The following is a 14,628-nucleotide window of genomic DNA, read 5'->3' as shown; positions in this document are numbered from 1 at the left end:
GGAATCCCTGGTAGTTGAAAGGAACGGTCAGCTCAGAGCAATGCTCTGGGCGCCATCCTTGATGTGAACCGTGTTGGTGAAACGGCAGGTGTCGTCGAGATTGCTGATCACCAAGCTGCTGGTACGGGTGCAATCCCGCTCGAATTTCACGCCGTGGAACAGCAGTCCATCGGTAATGCCGCTGCCAGCGAAAACCACGTGCTCACCGGAAGCCAACTCGTCAGCTTCGTAGATCTTGTCGGGATCAGAAATGCCCATCTCGGCCAGGCGAGCAAGATTGCCCTCTTTGGTGAGATCGGCCCATTCCTTAGTTTGAGCCACAGCCGGGTCGTACACCAGCTGTCCCTGGAAGTGACCACCGAGGGCGCGCATGGCAGCCGCGGAGATCACGCCTTCAGGAGCCGCACCGATGCCCATCAGGCAGTGGGTTCCGGTGCCGGCGAAACCGCAGGCAATCGCCGCTTGCACATCACCGTCGGAGATGGGCTGAACACGGGCTCCGGTGGCACGAATCTCAGCAATCAAGTCCTTGTGACGCGCACGGTCCATCACCACGATGGTGAGCTCTTCAACGGCCAGTCCGAGGCATTCGCTGAGAATCTTGATGTTCTCGGTGGCCGACTTGCGGATGTCCACCTTGCCTTTGGCGGCCGGAGGAGCAGCCAGCTTCTTCATGTAAAAGTCGGGGGCATTGAAGAGACCGCCGCGGTCGGAAGCAGCGAGAACAGCCATGGAGCCACGCTGGTTGTTCGCACAGAGGTTGGTGCCCTCACAGGGGTCAACTGCGAAATCAACACCAGGCCCCGTGCCGCTTCCAACTTCCTCGCCGATGTAAAGCATGGGAGCTTCGTCACGCTCGCCTTCACCAATCACGATGCGGCCTTGCATCTGGATCTGGCCCATGCGCTGACGCATGGCTTCCACGGCAGCGGCATCTGCCTCATCCTTCTGACCGAGACCTGTGAGGCGGGCGGAGGCGATAGCTGCCTGCTCAACGACCTCGAGAATTTCCTGGATGAGAGTGCGATCCACTGGTGTGCGGCGGGGAACTTGATGCGGTGAGGATCAGCTCACAGGGCTTGGTGCCACAGGGCTTTTCACTCGTCAGCGCGGCTCACTGTATCAGCGTCTACAACGCTCTTTACAATCGTCCCGTTCCACAGCCTGAACTCGCCATGAGCACCAAGTCACTGGTGGTCTCTCCATCCATTCTTTCAGCGGATTTCGCCCGCTTGGGTGAGGAAGTGAAGGCAGTGGATCAGGCCGGTGCCGACTGGATTCATGTCGACGTGATGGATGGTCGCTTCGTGCCCAACATCACCATCGGCCCCCTGATCGTTGAGGCCCTCCGTCCGGTGACGACCAAGCCTCTGGATGTGCACCTGATGATCGTGGAGCCCGAAAAGTACGTCCCCGATTTCGCCAAAGCGGGTGCGGACATCATTTCGGTGCAGGTCGAAGCGTGCCCTCACCTGCACCGCAACCTGGCCCAGATCAAGGATCTCGGCAAAATGGCCGGCGCGGTGTTGAACCCCGGCACCCCTCTCGACACTCTCGAGTACTGCCTCGAGCTGTGCGATCTGGTGCTGATCATGAGCGTCAACCCCGGCTTCGGCGGTCAAAGCTTCATTGAGAACCAAGTGCAGAAAATCCGTGATCTGCGCCGCATGTGCGATGAGCGCGGTCTCGATCCCTGGATCGAAGTGGATGGTGGCATCAAAGGCGCCAATGCCTGGAAGGTGATCGAAGCTGGCGCCAACGCGATTGTGAGCGGTTCCGGAGTGTTCAATCAATCCGACTACGCAGCCGCGATCCAAGGCATTCGCGACAGCAAGTGCCCCGAGCCTGCGCTGGTCTGAGCCTTCGGCTACTGATCACAACCCTGCAAGGCTCTTCCTGGGAAGAGCCTTTTTTGATGACCTGGAGAGCCCGCGTTCGTTAACCATCCTGATCAGACACATCGGCGCCAGACCCGAGATCACCATCGAGCTGTTGACCAGGCTTCCAGCCGCTGGCCCAGATCTCACGGCAGCGAAGATTGAGGGTCTGGGCATCGAACCCCCAAGAGGACACCACCTTCTGGATGTCGGCTTTGATGTCATCAGCCCCGGGGAAGTCGCCGTAACGCATCACCAAGCGAGCGGCAACGGTGAGTTGCTCAGGTCCTGGATCGCCCTGATGCCCCAGCAGAGCATCCACAAGATCGCGATCCGATGCATACAAAGGATGGGTCTGTTCGGCGTTTTCACTCATCAGAAACAGGCATCAAGGACAACGAAACGCAACGCGGATGAGCGTCACACTGACTGTGTCGAGCAGCCAAGCACGGGATATGTCAAACACCTCCCGTCAGCGAACCCCCCTCGTCCTTGCTGCTGGCGTGGCCTTGATCGTGCTGCTCTTGGCTAGTGCCGCAGGGCAGCAAGCCTGGAGTCGCCAAACCCAGTTGACCGCCCGTTTTGAACAGTGCATGGATCAAGCACCGTTCAAACAGTCACTGAAAACCGCACAACCAGAGCATCAACTCCAGCCTGAAGACCTGCAGAGGCATTTCGATCAGTTCAACGAAATGTTTGAAACAACTGGCCTGCCGCCCGTCTGGGATGGCCATCAGCTCGTTGCCTGGACAACGTTTCACCGCGTCTCCATCCAGGTCGCGAAAGCTTGCCATCAACAACTGAACATTCAGAGGCCGCAACGACAACTGCGCGGCACCTACGCGAAATCGGTGTGGGATCCAGATTCTGCCGTCTGGAGGGATTCCGAATCGCTACCAACCACTTCGCTTCCAAGCAATTAAAGGTGCTCTAAGTAGCGGCCTGTTCGGAGGTGGATTGCAACGCCTTGGCCTGAAGCTGTTCTACTGCTGACAACGCCTCATGGGCCGCCCAACCGTGAGTGTCCATCAGCTCCTTGACCAGTGAGTCGGGTGTCCGCTGGATGCTGGCCCTCATCGCCGCCACGTCGTGGTGGTCGCGAGCCAAAGCCTCTAGGCGTAGACCCAGAAGTTGCTGCATCGTGAAGTGATTCATGCGCGCAGTTTGCAAGAAAGCGTGTGGACGTGCGGCTGCGGTTGATGCAAAGCCAGCAATCAAATGCATCAACATGGCGGGCCAGTCACGCGATTCTTCGAGTGATGCTGCGCTCTACTGGAGTGACGACAGGAGCAGCATCACCACCATGAGACGCGATGTTCCAGGTCAGGAGGAACCGAGAAAGTGGTTTCGCAGCCATCTGCTCGGGCGGGAAGTGGAACTGCAGGAGCTCTACGACCTCAGCCTGTCCGAACTGGACCTGCTGATGGCTGAAACAGCTGAGATCCGATCCGATCTGGAAAACCGTGCGCGCAATCATGGGCGCTGGTGCACGGCCGGTTACATGCTCGAGTTGGCACGCATCATTGATGCACGACGCATGCGGGACTGAATCCAAACATTGCTGTGCATTCACCAAGTCTCAAACCATGCATACGGGCTTGGCACCACAACCTTCAAAAGCGTTGATGTTTTCGCACCAGCAGCAGGCGTTTGCGTTTAATCAATCATTCAGACGACCATGTCATCCATGGAGTTATTTATGAATAGGGATACGTATTCGGCACGAAGAATTGTTCATTGATGGGTGGCCTGGTGTAATCACCTTGTTTCGGTCGTGGAGGCAATTCAATCGCTGGCGGGGTCATGTCTTCCCAAGGCACTTTGCCGAGCACATGACGGAGACAGTTGAGGCGTGCCCGTCGTTTGTCGTCTGCTTCCACAGTGAACCAGGGGGCCTCAGGAATGTTGGTGCGGTTGAACATCTCGTCTTTCGCCCTTGAAAAGTCGACCCAGCGATTGCGCGCTTCAAGGTCCATGGGGCTCAGCTTCCATCGACGGGTGGGATCATCAATCCGGGATTGAAAGCGAATTTCCTGCTCGGTGTCACTCACCGAAAACCAATACTTCAACAGCAGAATTCCGCTTCTCACAAGCATGCGTTCAAACTTGGGCGCATCTTCCAGGAATTGCTCGACTTGTTCTGGCGTACAGAACCCCATCACCCGTTCCACACCGGCCCGGTTATACCAACTGCGATCAAAGACAACGATCTCTCCTGCTGCAGGGAAATGTTCCACATAACGCTGGAAATACCACTGACTTTTCTGGCGTTCTGTTGGCGTTCCGAGAGCAACAACTCTGCAACCACGTGGATTGAGTGGTTCCGTCAGCCGTTTGATCGTGCCCCCTTTTCCGGCAGCATCACGCCCCTCAAACAACACAATCATCCGATAACCGGTGTCTCGGATCCAGTACTGCATTTTCACCAGTTCCGTCTGGAGGCGGACCAGTTCCGACTCGTAGAGCTTCTTATTCAAGCGCTGCCGTTTTTGTTGACCACCTTCCAGCAAGTCATCCAACAGCTCAGCTGGGTGGTCAATCTCGCGCTCACTGCCACCCAGGCTGTCCAGACCATGGTGAGAAATCTTGGCCGCAGCCTTGTCCTTGCTGGGTTCGCTGTGTTTCTTGTCCTTGGCTTTGGCTTTGTCTTTGCGCTTCTGACCCATGGCCGCAGATCATTCCTATCCCCATTGGAGGGCCTGGACGCGTGAAGCGTCCGAGTGCGCCGGTTTTTCTCAGATTTCCACCGGCCCGATCTCGGACTGGCTCATCGGCAGGGGCAAACTGAGGCGAATGGCAAAAGTGCCAGGATTCTGACCAGCTTGCGCGGACAGACACTCCAGTTGCCCGCCATGCAAACGGGCGACGTGGGCAACAATGGCCAGGCCAAGACCGCAATGGCCTTGCTGACCTCGGGACGAATCCAGACGATGGAACGGTTGGAGGGCCTCGTCCCATTGCTGAGCGGGCATACCTTCGCCCTGATCCCAAACCTCGATGCAGCAGCGATCATCGAGCGCATGCAACTTGAGAATCACCGGAGCTGCGCCGTAGGAAAAGGCGTTGTCGATCAAGTTGGCGACTGCACGGCCGAGGGCGACGGGTTTCACCAAGAGACTGATCGAGGCCAACTGCAACTGCAACTGATCGGCCGGATGACTGCTGGCCACTTCAGCCAACAACTGATCGAGGGGAACCTCAACGGAGGTTTCGCTGTCACCTCCCCCGGCAAACAGCAGGAACTGACCAGTAATTCTCTCTAAAGATTGCAGGTCACCAGCGCAGCGTTCGCGTTCATCCGCTGAAAGCTGTGGCATGGACAGGCGGAACTGCAGCCGGGTGATTGGCGCGCGGAGATCGTGAGCAATCCCAGCAAGCATGGTGGCTCGCTCGCGGCGGTTCTGAGCCAGCCTCTGCACCATCGCATTGAACCGCCGGGTGAGGCGCTGCACCTCGGGAGCTCCGCGGGAGGGAACGGCATCCGGATCCTCGCCCTCACCGACTCTGGACAGTGCCTTCTCCAGACCACGCAGGGGCGCCTCCACCTCGATGAGCAAGAACAGACCACCGCAGATCACCCCAGCGACGACCAAAGACAGGCCGAGCAGCGTCGGCTCAGGCGGCCAGCGCATCATCGACGGCACATCCACCCGCAACCAGATCGGTTCCAGTGGGGAAATCAGTTCGATCCACACGCGCCTTTCGCCCCGAGCAGCTCGGTCGGGCAACACCATCGGGCAGTGGGATAACCGCCGACACAACTGCTGTTGCAAGGCGTCAGCTTGACGTTTGAAGCCTGCCGATGGAGGGACTGCAGGGGGTTTCGGTCGAACCGCCACCTTGAGATCAAGACCGGTGAGCTCCGCCACCAAATGGGGTGGGTAGCGCTCCAAGGCCAATTCAGTGAGGCGCACGTTCAACGCCAGTTCTCGGCCGAGCTGAATGGTCTGCAATTGCTCCAGTTGCCGGCCAAACAGGGCCTGCAGCATCACCAAACAGAACGCTGAACTACCAACCGCCAGGCCACCCCAAACAACCAGTGCTCTCAGACGTTTCTGCCATGGACGTGAGGGCATCGGGTGACAGTCCTGCGGGAATCAGAGCGATCGGATTGACCGATCAAAAACGACAACACTCTCGATCTGTAGTCCCGCTTTGTGCACGGTGTGGGAAACCAGCGAAATTGTTCGGAAAGTGATCACTGTTAGGCGGGTTGAAGTCAACGACCATCTGAGAGGAGAACCCTCAATTTGAGGCACAAGATCCACGACATCCTTAACATCTCAACTTCAACGGGCAATCCGACTCTGAGACAACGATGGATCGTGCCACTACAATGATAGCCAAATTCATCTCCTTGAATCTGCAGAGAATTGAATTCATCCATACCTAGCAATTAACTCATGACAGCGAAGGTCCTTCAGACAATGCTCTGTCTTAGCAGCTGGAGGGCATCGATGAGTATTTTTAATTTGAGTACGGCATGGGTTCTAGCAGAACTCAGCCCCTCCCCAATGATCAATAGCCTGTTAATCTTACCTCGGAGTATTTCTGCAATATTACCGCTTCAGCGAAGCCGCCGAGGCCTGTTCTTTTTTACAATAGCAGCAATCCTATTTGAAGTTGTTGTCATTGGTATGTATTTCGACTTCGGCAATAAAGCAGCCTTGATTTTCTTGACCTTTTTCAGTGCTCAGCTCGCATCACTAGGAATCACCAAGAGTGACGCAGTAATCATAGGATTTACACAAACAAGCGAAGGAATCACAAATCAACAAGTTCTTCAAGGCAAGGATATAGGAGGGGTTACTGGAACATTCCTGGGAGGGATTATTTACCCAGCTTTCAAACTCTTACCACCGACACTGTTGCTGATGCTTCCCGTTGCCTGGCTTGCCGATCGAGAGAACAAAAAGCAGTCACAAGCATCACCCAATCAAACAGAGATCAAAAAGGGCGTTCCACCGTTGGAACGATGGAGCCTATTGAACGGTTGGGCGGACGGCGCTCTCTTTTCTCTGCTGCCCTTGTGGGTCCTCCAAATTAAAGGAGGAGATTCAGTTGATCTCTCCTGGATCATCGGTTCGTTCATGCTCGGTCGCGTATTTCAGAAGCGTCTTCTTCTAAAAATGAAGACTGACTCTTACTACGGTTTGTGCGCGATCTTGATTTTTCTGGCGGCACATCCAAACACTCCGATATGGCTTGACGTTGTTCTCTTCATGCCGTTAGGTGCTTCGATTGCGAGAATTCAGCTTGAACTTGTTGATCATCTTCAGCCCTACGGAAATCCTGCACGACGCTTCGACATCATCGGTCGCTCAAACACGATCGCCGGTGTTTTTGGAGGCTTAGCGATGGGAGTGACAGGTGAATTGTTTGGCATTCGAGAAGCGTTGGGCCTCCTTGCTATTGCCTTTGCAGGCTTGGGTTTAGCGTCCTGGCGGTGGCAACGTCCAGTGCCCTCTAATCAGACCTAAGTGATGATCATCGGGAGGGATCTCAAGGCAACACATCAAGCGCAACTCATTGCGCTTGATGTGTTGACAAACCTGGATGTTGATATCATCGAAATCGTTTTTTGTGTTCGCAATTCACGGACAACGATCAAAGCAACGCAATGATGCTGACGCGTCACGCTGATTGAACCTGGTGGATCAATGCCTCGTACGAGGCTCGCCATCCGGAACAAACACATAACCGTATCCCCAGACGGTCTGCAGATAGCGCGGCCTGGTCGGGTCAGGTTCCACCAACTTGCGCACCCTGGAGACCTGCACGTCCATGCTGCGGCTATCGGTGTCGCAACCGGGACCCCTAGCTAGCTCAATCAGCCGTTCGCGAGACAGCGGACGATGGGGATGCTGAACAAAAGCGGCCAACAAGCTGAATTCACCACTGGTGATCACCACAGGCTGTCCTTCGCGCATCAGCGTCCGTGCGGCAAGGTCCAGCACATTTTCACCGAACACCACATCACCACCCTCAGCCAACGGCGTCCCGGCGGGAAGCGCACTGCGACGCCTCAGCACCGCCTCGATGCGGGCCGACAGCTCACGGGGTAGGAACGGCTTGGCCAGGTAGTCATCTGCGCCCTGTTCCAGTCCAATGATGCGATCCACTCCATCACCACGCGCCGTGAGCATCACGACAGGAAGATCATCGCCAGCATCCCGCAGACGACGCAGCGCGGTGAGACCGTCATCTCCGGGCATCATCAGGTCGAGCACAATCAGATCTGGACGCTGAAATTCAAGGCGTGCCTCAAGCTGCTTCACATCACTGAGACTGCGAACGTCATAACCCTGATCGATTAAGTACGTGCCAACCATCTGGCGCAGATCGGGATCATCGTCCACGACCCAGATCATCGAGGGTTTCTTCGCCGCGGGCTTAGCTGAAGAATTGGCGGTGGAGGTCATCATTCGAGCACCCAGTTCGTCGGGTTCACAGCCATGGCTTTCGATCCATCTTGATGCTGATTCGATGGTATGGATCTCGCCACTCGATGTCTCGCAGGAAAGGACCCTGTCACAGCTGATCGGAGGACTGTCACGACTCAGACATGTCCTTCACGCCCAGCGTCCATAAGCTCAAGGGATGCTGAAGCCCTTGAACCGATCTTGCTGGAGCGCCATTGGGCTGATCGGAATCGGGGGCCTGATGTCATCTGTGGCTGTTTTGGCAGATCCTCGGCCGGTGGAGATCTACGGGCAACGGATGGAAGCGATGTTCGTACGGCTCGACGTCAACGGGGATGGACGACTGGAGTCCGATGAGGTTCAGGGCCAGCCGTACCTCGAACGACGGCTGCAGCGTCGCGATTCACGCGGATTTCTTCTGCTGGACGACCTCAAAGCCAGAAGCACCCATCCGAGCGGTGCACGCTTGCAACAACGTTTTCACCAGGCTGACCGCAATGGTGATGGACGCATCGATCGCTATGAATGTCAGGCTCTGCCCTGGCTGAGCAGGAATTTCACAAGCTTCGATCTCGATGGCGATGGGGGACTCACGCTGACAGAGCTCTGGACTGTCCAGCGTTCTCTGGCGCCACGCATGACGCCTTAGCGACGATTGCGACGACGGCGAGGCATGGAAGCAACCGACTTGGGAGCTCGCGGGCTGAAGGTGCGCTTGAGCGAGCGAAACAAGCGAATGAGGCCTGAAATCAACGCCAACAGAGCGCCAACCAACAAGAGCGCGACAACAATCACTGCCGCCAGTCCCAGCAGCCCTTCAAGGAGCTGACTGATGCCGCCGATGAGGTCAGCGATGGCTTCGCTGACCACCAGCAAGCCTTCATCCTTTTGCGGCAACCAGCTCAGGAATGCCAGAGCTGCGGAGCCGAGGGCCAACAACAACACACCCTCGACAAACTGCCTGCCAATCGATGGCTGACGGCGAGGCTGACGGTCCGTGAACACACGACGGGTCTTCGACATTGGTCGCAGAGGACGAAGGTTCGGAGACCTCATGGACATTGCCGAACAGCAACCGGCAACCACGGTTGACTGGATGCCTCAGTTCGACAATCACCGCGAGGACGCATCAGTGGCCTGAACGCATCGTCACATTCTGGTGAGGCCCTTCGTCAGGTCAACGCTTCTCGTCCTCTTGTGAAGGATCGCTGATCGGAGCCTCCGTGCTCAAGGGTTCAGTGATCTCCTGAGGACCAGGTTCAAGCTGCGGCACTGGAAGCAGCATGGCGACAAGACCAAGAACAGCAAACGTCGCTCCTCCCAGCAAAGGAGTTGCCAGCCGTTTCGTCAGGGGGATGCGTTCGACAAGATCGCGACGATGCAGCGGTTCATGCTGGATGGACGGCCAGTCGAGGCGAACACGGGTGTCCATCCGCAGGGCATCCAGACAGCGCACAAGATCAGCAAGCTCCGCGTCGTCTAGGCGAATCGATAAAGGTGGAACATCGGCCTGACCGCTCGTCAGATCCAGTCGATGCTGAACCCCCTCTGCCACGATTCTGACGGGATCCCCCTCCTCTCCCACGGAACGGACCACGTTGGAGAGCCGCAATCGCACGTAGGGAATCACCACGCGCATGAGCGATTCCAGATGTTCACGTCGGCCTTCGACTTCTGTGCCGCCGACAATCATCAACCGCCAGGACGACAGGATGCCGATGGCCTGATCACCGTGACCGGCTGAGAGGTCAGGGAGTCCCTCCACCTCCAAACGGGTTGAGGTTTGGTCATAGCGGTAAGACTGTTTCAACATCGCCGTTCAACGTTCAGGGGGTGGGGTCAAGAAGGCTGGCGCGTAGACGATCGACGCCTCCGGGACCAGACGCCAGAGCCAGAGTGAGAACCAGTTGGCGCTGGAGGGCAGCTCCAGGTTCAACGCCCAGCAACCGTTGAATCGCCCCGCGGCGTGGGTTCATGCGTTCTTCGATCAAATCGCGAAGACGCTGATCAACCAGCGCCCAGCGTTCGCGGGTGAGGTGTTCCGGTTCACGACTCGACAAGAGCTGATGAAGCATCGGATAGAGCCTGTCAGCCATGACGCAGAGAATTCTGATCAAAGCCTCGGTTTCCACAGCACTGAGCTGCCCCCGACGGGTGGAACGTCGCAGGGGATTGTGGCAGCGACGTTTCCAGAGCTCGACGCGATTGGGAAAGATCGACTCGAAGCCCAGTTGGCGCGTGGCCCACAGCATGGCCTCACCACCATTGAGATCGAGAGACTCAACGGTGAGCAACAGCAGATCTAGGCGCTCGAGCGCACGACGGCCAAGGACGGCATCTGGCAAGGACGGATCAGGAGCCGCCTGAGCAGTGACTTCAGTCATGGCTGCGATGATGGCAGGGTTGAGGCCTTCGCGTCACCACCCTGTGGATCTTCGTCAGTTCATTCGTGATGTCCCCGACTTTCCGAAGCCAGGAATCCTGTTTCGCGACATCACGCCTCTGCTGCGCGCTCCTGAAGGCTGGGCTGAGGTCATGCGTCAGTTTGACGACATCTGTGAGCGCCTCCAACCGGATTTGATCGTGGGCATTGAATCGCGAGGATTCATCGTGGGGACTGCGATTGCGACCCGACGAAACCTCGGCTTCGTCCCCATTCGGAAGCCCGGAAAGCTGCCAGGTGAGGTAGTTGGCATCGACTATTCACTTGAATACGGCACCGATCGGCTGGAAATTCATGCCGACGCTCTTGCCGACGGTTCCAGCGTTTTGTTGGTGGACGACCTTCTCGCCACCGGAGGCACGGCGGCAGCCAGCGTTCAGCTGATTGAACGTGCTGGAGGACAACTGCTCGGCTGCGCGTTCGTGGTGGAACTGGCTGATCTTGAGGGTCGTCAGCGTCTGCCTGAAGGCGTGGCGATCGACTCCTTGATCACCTATGGCTGATCCACGCTGGAGAGCGCACAGAGACCTTCAGGACTGTTGTTGCAGCTGCCAGTCGAGAACGTCTTGATATTGCGTCAGGTTCAGCAAACCGAAACTCCAAAGCACCACAGGCAACGGCGCCTGTTCGAGCTCAGCCTGACGGAGTCCCAGATTGATGGCGTTGTCACTCAACCCGAGTTTTTGGTGGAGAAAGTCAATCAGCGCCCTGGACACTGCCGGTTGAGGATCACTGCTGATGACCATGACGAAGAGTGTATTGGGCTCACTCTGGCAGTGATCTCAGCAGTGTGCCCGGACCATCGGTCATTGCGGAAAGACTGAGACGACGGAGCCAACCCAGCTGGGCAAGCGCGACGAGTGCCAAGCGTCGGAGCGGCAAGAGCAGCAGGTGACGATTGGAGAAGAACCGAATCAATAGATCGGTTGCCAGCAGGACACCCAACAGGTCCAGTCTCCGCCTGCGCGTGTAACGGCGGGGCAGAGCGCGTGATGTCAAGACTCCATTGCGCAGTTGCTGGGTTAAATCCAACAGATCACTGACGTCACGCCAGCAGAGGTTCAACCCCTGACCTCCGACCGGATGGCAACGATGCCCCGATTCACCCACCAGCAGCAAACGATGACGATCGAGTCGCGGCGCGAAGCTCAACTCCAAAGGGAAAGCCCCTGGGCGGTCCAACAGTTCTGTGACCGAGAGCTCTTCCGGGAGAATGGCCGTGAGAGCCGACAGGAGTTCCATGCTGTTGGACCCGGCACGATCGCGACACAGACTGATCGGCGCACTCCAGACGACCTGATAGCGATCCTCTCCGAGGGGAAGAACGGCCATCGGACCTTCAGGCCGGAACAACTCGTAGGCCGTGAAAGGTTCAGCACCCCGCAGACGAACCTTGGCAGTCAGACATCCCTGCTGATAACGATGAGACCAATACAGAACCCCCGAGCGTTCGCGCAGCGAGGAGCGGGGGCCATCAGCCGCAATCATCCACTCCCCCGAGACGGAGGCAGGGGATGCAAAGGGGGCGTTGTCGGCAACGCCAAAGCGCAACGCTACCCGCGGTGATTGCTCAAGATGGTCCAGCAACAGGCGCATCAACGGTCGATGATCAAGGATCCAACCAATGGCTTCGGCCTTGCGGTTGGCATCGTTCAGATCATTCAGTGTGAACCAAGCGGTCTGATGGGTGGCTCGATCATCAAGACGTAGCGCTGTGAAGGGTGTGAGCTCAGGGGACAAATCGGACCAGAGCTCGAGGCGTTGAAGCAACCGCCGAGACGAGTGCGTCATGGCGTATGCACGACTGCGATCGAGCAATGCCTGCCGGGGTAGTGCGTCGATCAAATCAACTGAGTGACCTTGGCGCGCTAGTCCAAGAGCCAGTAGTGCTCCCGTAGGACCAGCTCCGACAATTCGAAAGCGACGAAGATCTGTGGTGGCCACTGAATCCCGCGTTGGAGAAGCAATCGTCACCACAGAAGTCAACTCGTTCAGCCGATACCAAGAAGACCACGCGTGAAAGCTTCGCCTCCGAGGGCAAACTCTGTGGCGAGAAGCGCAATAAAGCCCAGCATGGCCATGCGACCGTTCAGCTTTTCGGCCCGGTCGTGGAATCCCCAGCCACTTTCGGTGTCGACGACTTCCATGCGGGGCTCAGTGGCGAAGGCATTAAGGCGGCCACCATCTTCAGTGGTGACGCTGGCACCACGGATGGTGGGAGCATTGGAGGGAGCCTGGGACATGTTCAACCTGTCTTCTTTACACAGCTTAACCTACTTATTAAGAACTTTTACGCAACCGCAGCCTGCATAAATCTTCAAAGGCCGGACGCAAAAGAAACGGATACTCGCCGACCCAAAGTCTCAGCTCGGGTAACCAGGCATCACTCAGAGCACCGATGCGGGAAAAGTCCTTGCGTTCGCTCAGCACCAGACAACGAATCAGCACCCCGGCTCGAATGGCGGAATGGGTTTTGGCCATTGGAAAACTGACGCGACCCAGGTAGCCGTCTTCATCCGCCAGCTCGAGAATCATCCAGGTTCGCCGATTCTCGACGAGCTCCAACCGGCCGTTGGCGTCCGCCTGCTCACGCTGATTTTCAACCCGCTCTCGGGTGTAGGCATCCACCACCTCTCCCTCGAACAGTGCAGCCGCGGGATAGCGCCGCAAGGTGGCATTGCGGCGGCCCGCCTCAAGGATCGGTCCCCAGAGGATGTAGAGCAGAAGCACTACACCCGCCACGAGCCACACCGATCCCCAACGGTTGAACGACAAGCTCTGACTGATCAACAGCGTGATCACGCCACCAATGCCTGAAATCAACAGCCTCTGCAGGATTTTGCGGGGATCACCGACCATGGCCTGGAACTGAGTTCCCGTGGCCACCGCCGGTATCAGCCGCTGCAATTCACCGGGCCTTAGAGGAATGAGCATGACGACTCAAAGGAGGCGTTCGAGGCCGTAAACAAGACCCGAAAGCTGACGAACCTTCCGAACACAGAGGAGAACCCCCGGCATATAAGCGGATCGGTCGATCGTGTCGTGGCGAAGGGTATAGGTCTCACCGGGAGCCCCAAACATCACCTCCTGGTGCGCCACAAGCCCGGGAAGACGAAGGGAGTGGAGCCGAAGGCCGCTGGGGCGCTGACCGCCGCGACTGCCCTCGAGGGACTCATGCTCATCCACTTCCGCGGCGTTGAAGGTTTTTCCCAGTTCTTCCATCAGCTCTGCAGTCTTGATGCAAGTGCCACTGGGAGCATCCGCCTTGCGGTTGTGATGCAATTCCGTTAGCTCAGCGTGGTCATAAAAGCGCGCCGCTGCGGCCGCTGCCTGCTGAAGCAGCACCATGCCAACCGAGAAATTGGGGATCACAGCCCCTCCCACCGAGGCCTTTTCAGAAAACGTCTGCAAATCCCGCAGCTGCTCAGGTGACAAGCCGGTGGTGCCAATCACGGGATGCACGCCGTAAGCGATCGCAGCCCTTGTGTTGTTGTAAACAACTGATGGGTGGGTGAAATCCACCATCACTGCACCCTTCCCCGGGCCCGAATCACGCACCGCCTGGCTGCTGGCGCAAAGACAGCCTTCGAGGTCGGCTGTAAGCGCTACCTCAAGTTCCCCCAGTCCCAGCAGCTCACCGACATCGGCACCCTCTTTGCCAGGTGTCGTGTCGATTGCCCCCACCAGATGGCAGTCAGGCGATGCCTGCACGGCGCGGATCACTTCGGCTCCCATGCGCCCCAGCGCTCCGGTCACCAGCACAGGGATTGAAGGACTCGCAGAAGCGCTCATGCGGGAAATCGGTCTCGAATGAGCCTATGGGGCAGCCGGGTTGTAACACCAAGGTTGTGGAATAACGCAGTGGTGGCCTGTCGGCCGTATCGTT

Annotated in this window: 20 protein-coding genes; 6 read left to right on the top strand and 14 right to left on the bottom strand. The window is 57.4% G+C overall.

The genetic code is table 11. The annotated features are described in order from the left end of the window. Positions 1-27: 27 nt before the first annotated feature. Entirely contained in the window at positions 28-1,032 is a 1,005-nt protein-coding gene (gene glpX, locus SynA1825c_RS06910; RefSeq protein ID WP_186470881.1) for a class II fructose-bisphosphatase, read from the bottom strand. A gap of 143 nt (positions 1,033-1,175) precedes the next feature. On the opposite strand from glpX, the gene rpe reads away from it, so the two are divergent. Beyond that, positions 1,176-1,859: a ribulose-phosphate 3-epimerase gene (gene rpe / locus SynA1825c_RS06905; RefSeq protein ID WP_186470880.1), complete on the top strand. Its 684-nt coding sequence runs from the start codon at positions 1,176-1,178 to the stop codon at positions 1,857-1,859. A 79-nt stretch (positions 1,860-1,938) separates the two neighbouring features. Here rpe and SynA1825c_RS06900 read toward each other — a convergent pair whose 3' ends face one another. Beyond that, positions 1,939-2,253 carry a DUF3288 family protein gene (locus tag SynA1825c_RS06900; protein ID WP_186470879.1) on the bottom strand — a complete coding sequence of 105 codons (315 nt, stop codon included), beginning with the start codon at positions 2,251-2,253 and terminating at the stop codon, positions 1,939-1,941. A gap of 79 nt (positions 2,254-2,332) precedes the next feature. Between SynA1825c_RS06900 and SynA1825c_RS06895 the strand changes: the two genes are divergently transcribed. Further along, positions 2,333-2,800 carry a hypothetical protein gene (locus tag SynA1825c_RS06895; protein ID WP_222930034.1) on the top strand — a complete coding sequence of 156 codons (468 nt, stop codon included), beginning with the start codon at positions 2,333-2,335 and terminating at the stop codon, positions 2,798-2,800. A 7-nt stretch (positions 2,801-2,807) separates the two neighbouring features. Here SynA1825c_RS06895 and SynA1825c_RS06890 read toward each other — a convergent pair whose 3' ends face one another. Then, the gene (locus SynA1825c_RS06890; protein WP_255478476.1) at positions 2,808-3,032 is read right to left on the bottom strand and encodes a hypothetical protein; all 225 of its coding nucleotides are present in this window, start codon (positions 3,030-3,032) and stop codon (positions 2,808-2,810) included. A 148-nt stretch (positions 3,033-3,180) separates the two neighbouring features. Here SynA1825c_RS06890 and SynA1825c_RS06885 point away from each other — a divergent pair, with 148 nt between their 5' ends. After that, the gene (locus SynA1825c_RS06885; protein WP_186471075.1) at positions 3,181-3,426 is read left to right on the top strand and encodes a hypothetical protein; all 246 of its coding nucleotides are present in this window, start codon (positions 3,181-3,183) and stop codon (positions 3,424-3,426) included. 148 nt (positions 3,427-3,574) lie between these two features. On the opposite strand, the gene ppk2 is transcribed toward SynA1825c_RS06885, so the two are convergent. Next, positions 3,575-4,543 carry a polyphosphate kinase 2 gene (gene ppk2, locus SynA1825c_RS06880; RefSeq protein ID WP_186470876.1) on the bottom strand — a complete coding sequence of 323 codons (969 nt, stop codon included), beginning with the start codon at positions 4,541-4,543 and terminating at the stop codon, positions 3,575-3,577. A gap of 69 nt (positions 4,544-4,612) precedes the next feature. Beyond that, positions 4,613-5,953, bottom strand: a complete 1,341-nt coding sequence (locus SynA1825c_RS06875; protein WP_186470875.1) for an ATP-binding protein — start codon at positions 5,951-5,953, stop codon at positions 4,613-4,615. A gap of 327 nt (positions 5,954-6,280) precedes the next feature. Here SynA1825c_RS06875 and SynA1825c_RS06870 point away from each other — a divergent pair, with 327 nt between their 5' ends. After that, entirely contained in the window at positions 6,281-7,357 is a 1,077-nt protein-coding gene (locus SynA1825c_RS06870) for a hypothetical protein (protein WP_186470874.1), read from the top strand. Positions 7,358-7,534: 177 nt separating this feature from the next. Here the strand turns inward: SynA1825c_RS06870 and SynA1825c_RS06865 are convergent, their stop codons facing one another. After that, positions 7,535-8,248: a response regulator gene (locus SynA1825c_RS06865; RefSeq protein ID WP_186471074.1), complete on the bottom strand. Its 714-nt coding sequence runs from the start codon at positions 8,246-8,248 to the stop codon at positions 7,535-7,537. 241 nt (positions 8,249-8,489) lie between these two features. On the opposite strand from SynA1825c_RS06865, the gene SynA1825c_RS06860 reads away from it, so the two are divergent. Beyond that, positions 8,490-8,948, top strand: a complete 459-nt coding sequence (locus SynA1825c_RS06860) for an EF-hand domain-containing protein (protein WP_370523202.1) — start codon at positions 8,490-8,492, stop codon at positions 8,946-8,948. Here SynA1825c_RS06860 and SynA1825c_RS06855 read toward each other — a convergent pair. The 3 genes from SynA1825c_RS06855 to SynA1825c_RS06845 form a co-directional block, all read right to left on the bottom strand. After that, positions 8,945-9,322, bottom strand: coding sequence for a hypothetical protein (locus SynA1825c_RS06855; RefSeq protein WP_186470872.1), 378 nt, complete (start codon positions 9,320-9,322; stop codon positions 8,945-8,947). The genes SynA1825c_RS06860 and SynA1825c_RS06855 overlap by 4 nt on opposite strands. 154 nt (positions 9,323-9,476) lie before the next feature. Further along, positions 9,477-10,112, bottom strand: a complete 636-nt coding sequence (locus SynA1825c_RS06850; RefSeq protein WP_186470871.1) for a DUF4335 domain-containing protein — start codon at positions 10,110-10,112, stop codon at positions 9,477-9,479. A 13-nt stretch (positions 10,113-10,125) separates the two neighbouring features. Next, positions 10,126-10,683: a DUF3038 domain-containing protein gene (locus SynA1825c_RS06845; RefSeq protein WP_186470870.1), complete on the bottom strand. Its 558-nt coding sequence runs from the start codon at positions 10,681-10,683 to the stop codon at positions 10,126-10,128. Between SynA1825c_RS06845 and SynA1825c_RS06840 the strand changes: the two genes are divergently transcribed. Beyond that, positions 10,682-11,245, top strand: a complete 564-nt coding sequence (locus SynA1825c_RS06840; RefSeq protein ID WP_186470869.1) for an adenine phosphoribosyltransferase — start codon at positions 10,682-10,684, stop codon at positions 11,243-11,245. The two genes, SynA1825c_RS06845 and SynA1825c_RS06840, sit on opposite strands and share 2 nt — an antisense overlap. 27 nt (positions 11,246-11,272) lie before the next feature. Here SynA1825c_RS06840 and SynA1825c_RS06835 read toward each other — a convergent pair whose 3' ends face one another. From SynA1825c_RS06835 to dapB, 5 genes are read right to left on the bottom strand one after another with little or no spacing between them, the layout of a single operon-like run. Beyond that, entirely contained in the window at positions 11,273-11,488 is a 216-nt protein-coding gene (locus SynA1825c_RS06835; protein ID WP_186470868.1) for a DUF2949 domain-containing protein, read from the bottom strand. Positions 11,489-11,507: 19 nt separating this feature from the next. Beyond that, positions 11,508-12,686 carry an FAD-dependent monooxygenase gene (locus tag SynA1825c_RS06830; protein ID WP_186471073.1) on the bottom strand — a complete coding sequence of 393 codons (1,179 nt, stop codon included), beginning with the start codon at positions 12,684-12,686 and terminating at the stop codon, positions 11,508-11,510. 47 nt (positions 12,687-12,733) lie between these two features. Next, positions 12,734-12,985, bottom strand: a complete 252-nt coding sequence (locus SynA1825c_RS06825; RefSeq protein ID WP_186470867.1) for a high light inducible protein — start codon at positions 12,983-12,985, stop codon at positions 12,734-12,736. A 37-nt stretch (positions 12,986-13,022) separates the two neighbouring features. Then, positions 13,023-13,676, bottom strand: coding sequence for a hypothetical protein (locus tag SynA1825c_RS06820; RefSeq protein WP_186470866.1), 654 nt, complete (start codon positions 13,674-13,676; stop codon positions 13,023-13,025). 6 nt (positions 13,677-13,682) lie between these two features. Next, complete coding sequence (gene dapB / locus SynA1825c_RS06815; protein WP_186470865.1) at positions 13,683-14,534, bottom strand: 4-hydroxy-tetrahydrodipicolinate reductase; 852 nt, start codon at positions 14,532-14,534, stop codon at positions 13,683-13,685. Positions 14,535-14,628: the final 94 nt, after the last annotated feature.

Origin of the sequence: Synechococcus sp. A18-25c (assembly GCF_014280035.1) — a bacterium.
GTDB lineage: Bacteria > Cyanobacteriota > Cyanobacteriia > PCC-6307 > Cyanobiaceae > Synechococcus_C.
The sequence above is the reverse complement of the archived record's forward strand: the minus strand, read 5'-3'. Positions and strand labels throughout refer to the sequence as shown.

Bases quoted from the DNA above. Each gene is read 5' to 3' on its own strand.
- rpe (WP_186470880.1), top strand. From the start codon at position 1,176: ATGAGCACCAAGTCACTGGTGGTCTCTCCATCCATTCTTTCAGCGGAT.
- SynA1825c_RS06900 (WP_186470879.1), bottom strand. From the start codon at position 2,253: ATGAGTGAAAACGCCGAACAGACCCATCCTTTGTATGCATCGGATCGC.
- SynA1825c_RS06895 (WP_222930034.1), top strand. From the start codon at position 2,333: ATGTCAAACACCTCCCGTCAGCGAACCCCCCTCGTCCTTGCTGCTGGC.
- SynA1825c_RS06890 (WP_255478476.1), bottom strand. From the start codon at position 3,032: ATGAATCACTTCACGATGCAGCAACTTCTGGGTCTACGCCTAGAGGCT.
- SynA1825c_RS06885 (WP_186471075.1), top strand. From the start codon at position 3,181: ATGAGACGCGATGTTCCAGGTCAGGAGGAACCGAGAAAGTGGTTTCGC.
- ppk2 (WP_186470876.1), bottom strand. From the start codon at position 4,543: ATGGGTCAGAAGCGCAAAGACAAAGCCAAAGCCAAGGACAAGAAACAC.
- SynA1825c_RS06875 (WP_186470875.1), bottom strand. From the start codon at position 5,953: ATGCCCTCACGTCCATGGCAGAAACGTCTGAGAGCACTGGTTGTTTGG.
- SynA1825c_RS06870 (WP_186470874.1), top strand. From the start codon at position 6,281: ATGACAGCGAAGGTCCTTCAGACAATGCTCTGTCTTAGCAGCTGGAGG.
- SynA1825c_RS06865 (WP_186471074.1), bottom strand. From the start codon at position 8,248: ATGATCTGGGTCGTGGACGATGATCCCGATCTGCGCCAGATGGTTGGC.
- SynA1825c_RS06855 (WP_186470872.1), bottom strand. From the start codon at position 9,322: ATGTCGAAGACCCGTCGTGTGTTCACGGACCGTCAGCCTCGCCGTCAG.
- SynA1825c_RS06850 (WP_186470871.1), bottom strand. From the start codon at position 10,112: ATGTTGAAACAGTCTTACCGCTATGACCAAACCTCAACCCGTTTGGAG.
- SynA1825c_RS06840 (WP_186470869.1), top strand. From the start codon at position 10,682: ATGGCTGCGATGATGGCAGGGTTGAGGCCTTCGCGTCACCACCCTGTG.
- SynA1825c_RS06845 (WP_186470870.1), bottom strand. From the start codon at position 10,683: ATGACTGAAGTCACTGCTCAGGCGGCTCCTGATCCGTCCTTGCCAGAT.
- SynA1825c_RS06835 (WP_186470868.1), bottom strand. From the start codon at position 11,488: ATGGTCATCAGCAGTGATCCTCAACCGGCAGTGTCCAGGGCGCTGATT.
- SynA1825c_RS06825 (WP_186470867.1), bottom strand. From the start codon at position 12,985: ATGTCCCAGGCTCCCTCCAATGCTCCCACCATCCGTGGTGCCAGCGTC.
- SynA1825c_RS06820 (WP_186470866.1), bottom strand. From the start codon at position 13,676: ATGCTCATTCCTCTAAGGCCCGGTGAATTGCAGCGGCTGATACCGGCG.
- dapB (WP_186470865.1), bottom strand. From the start codon at position 14,534: ATGAGCGCTTCTGCGAGTCCTTCAATCCCTGTGCTGGTGACCGGAGCG.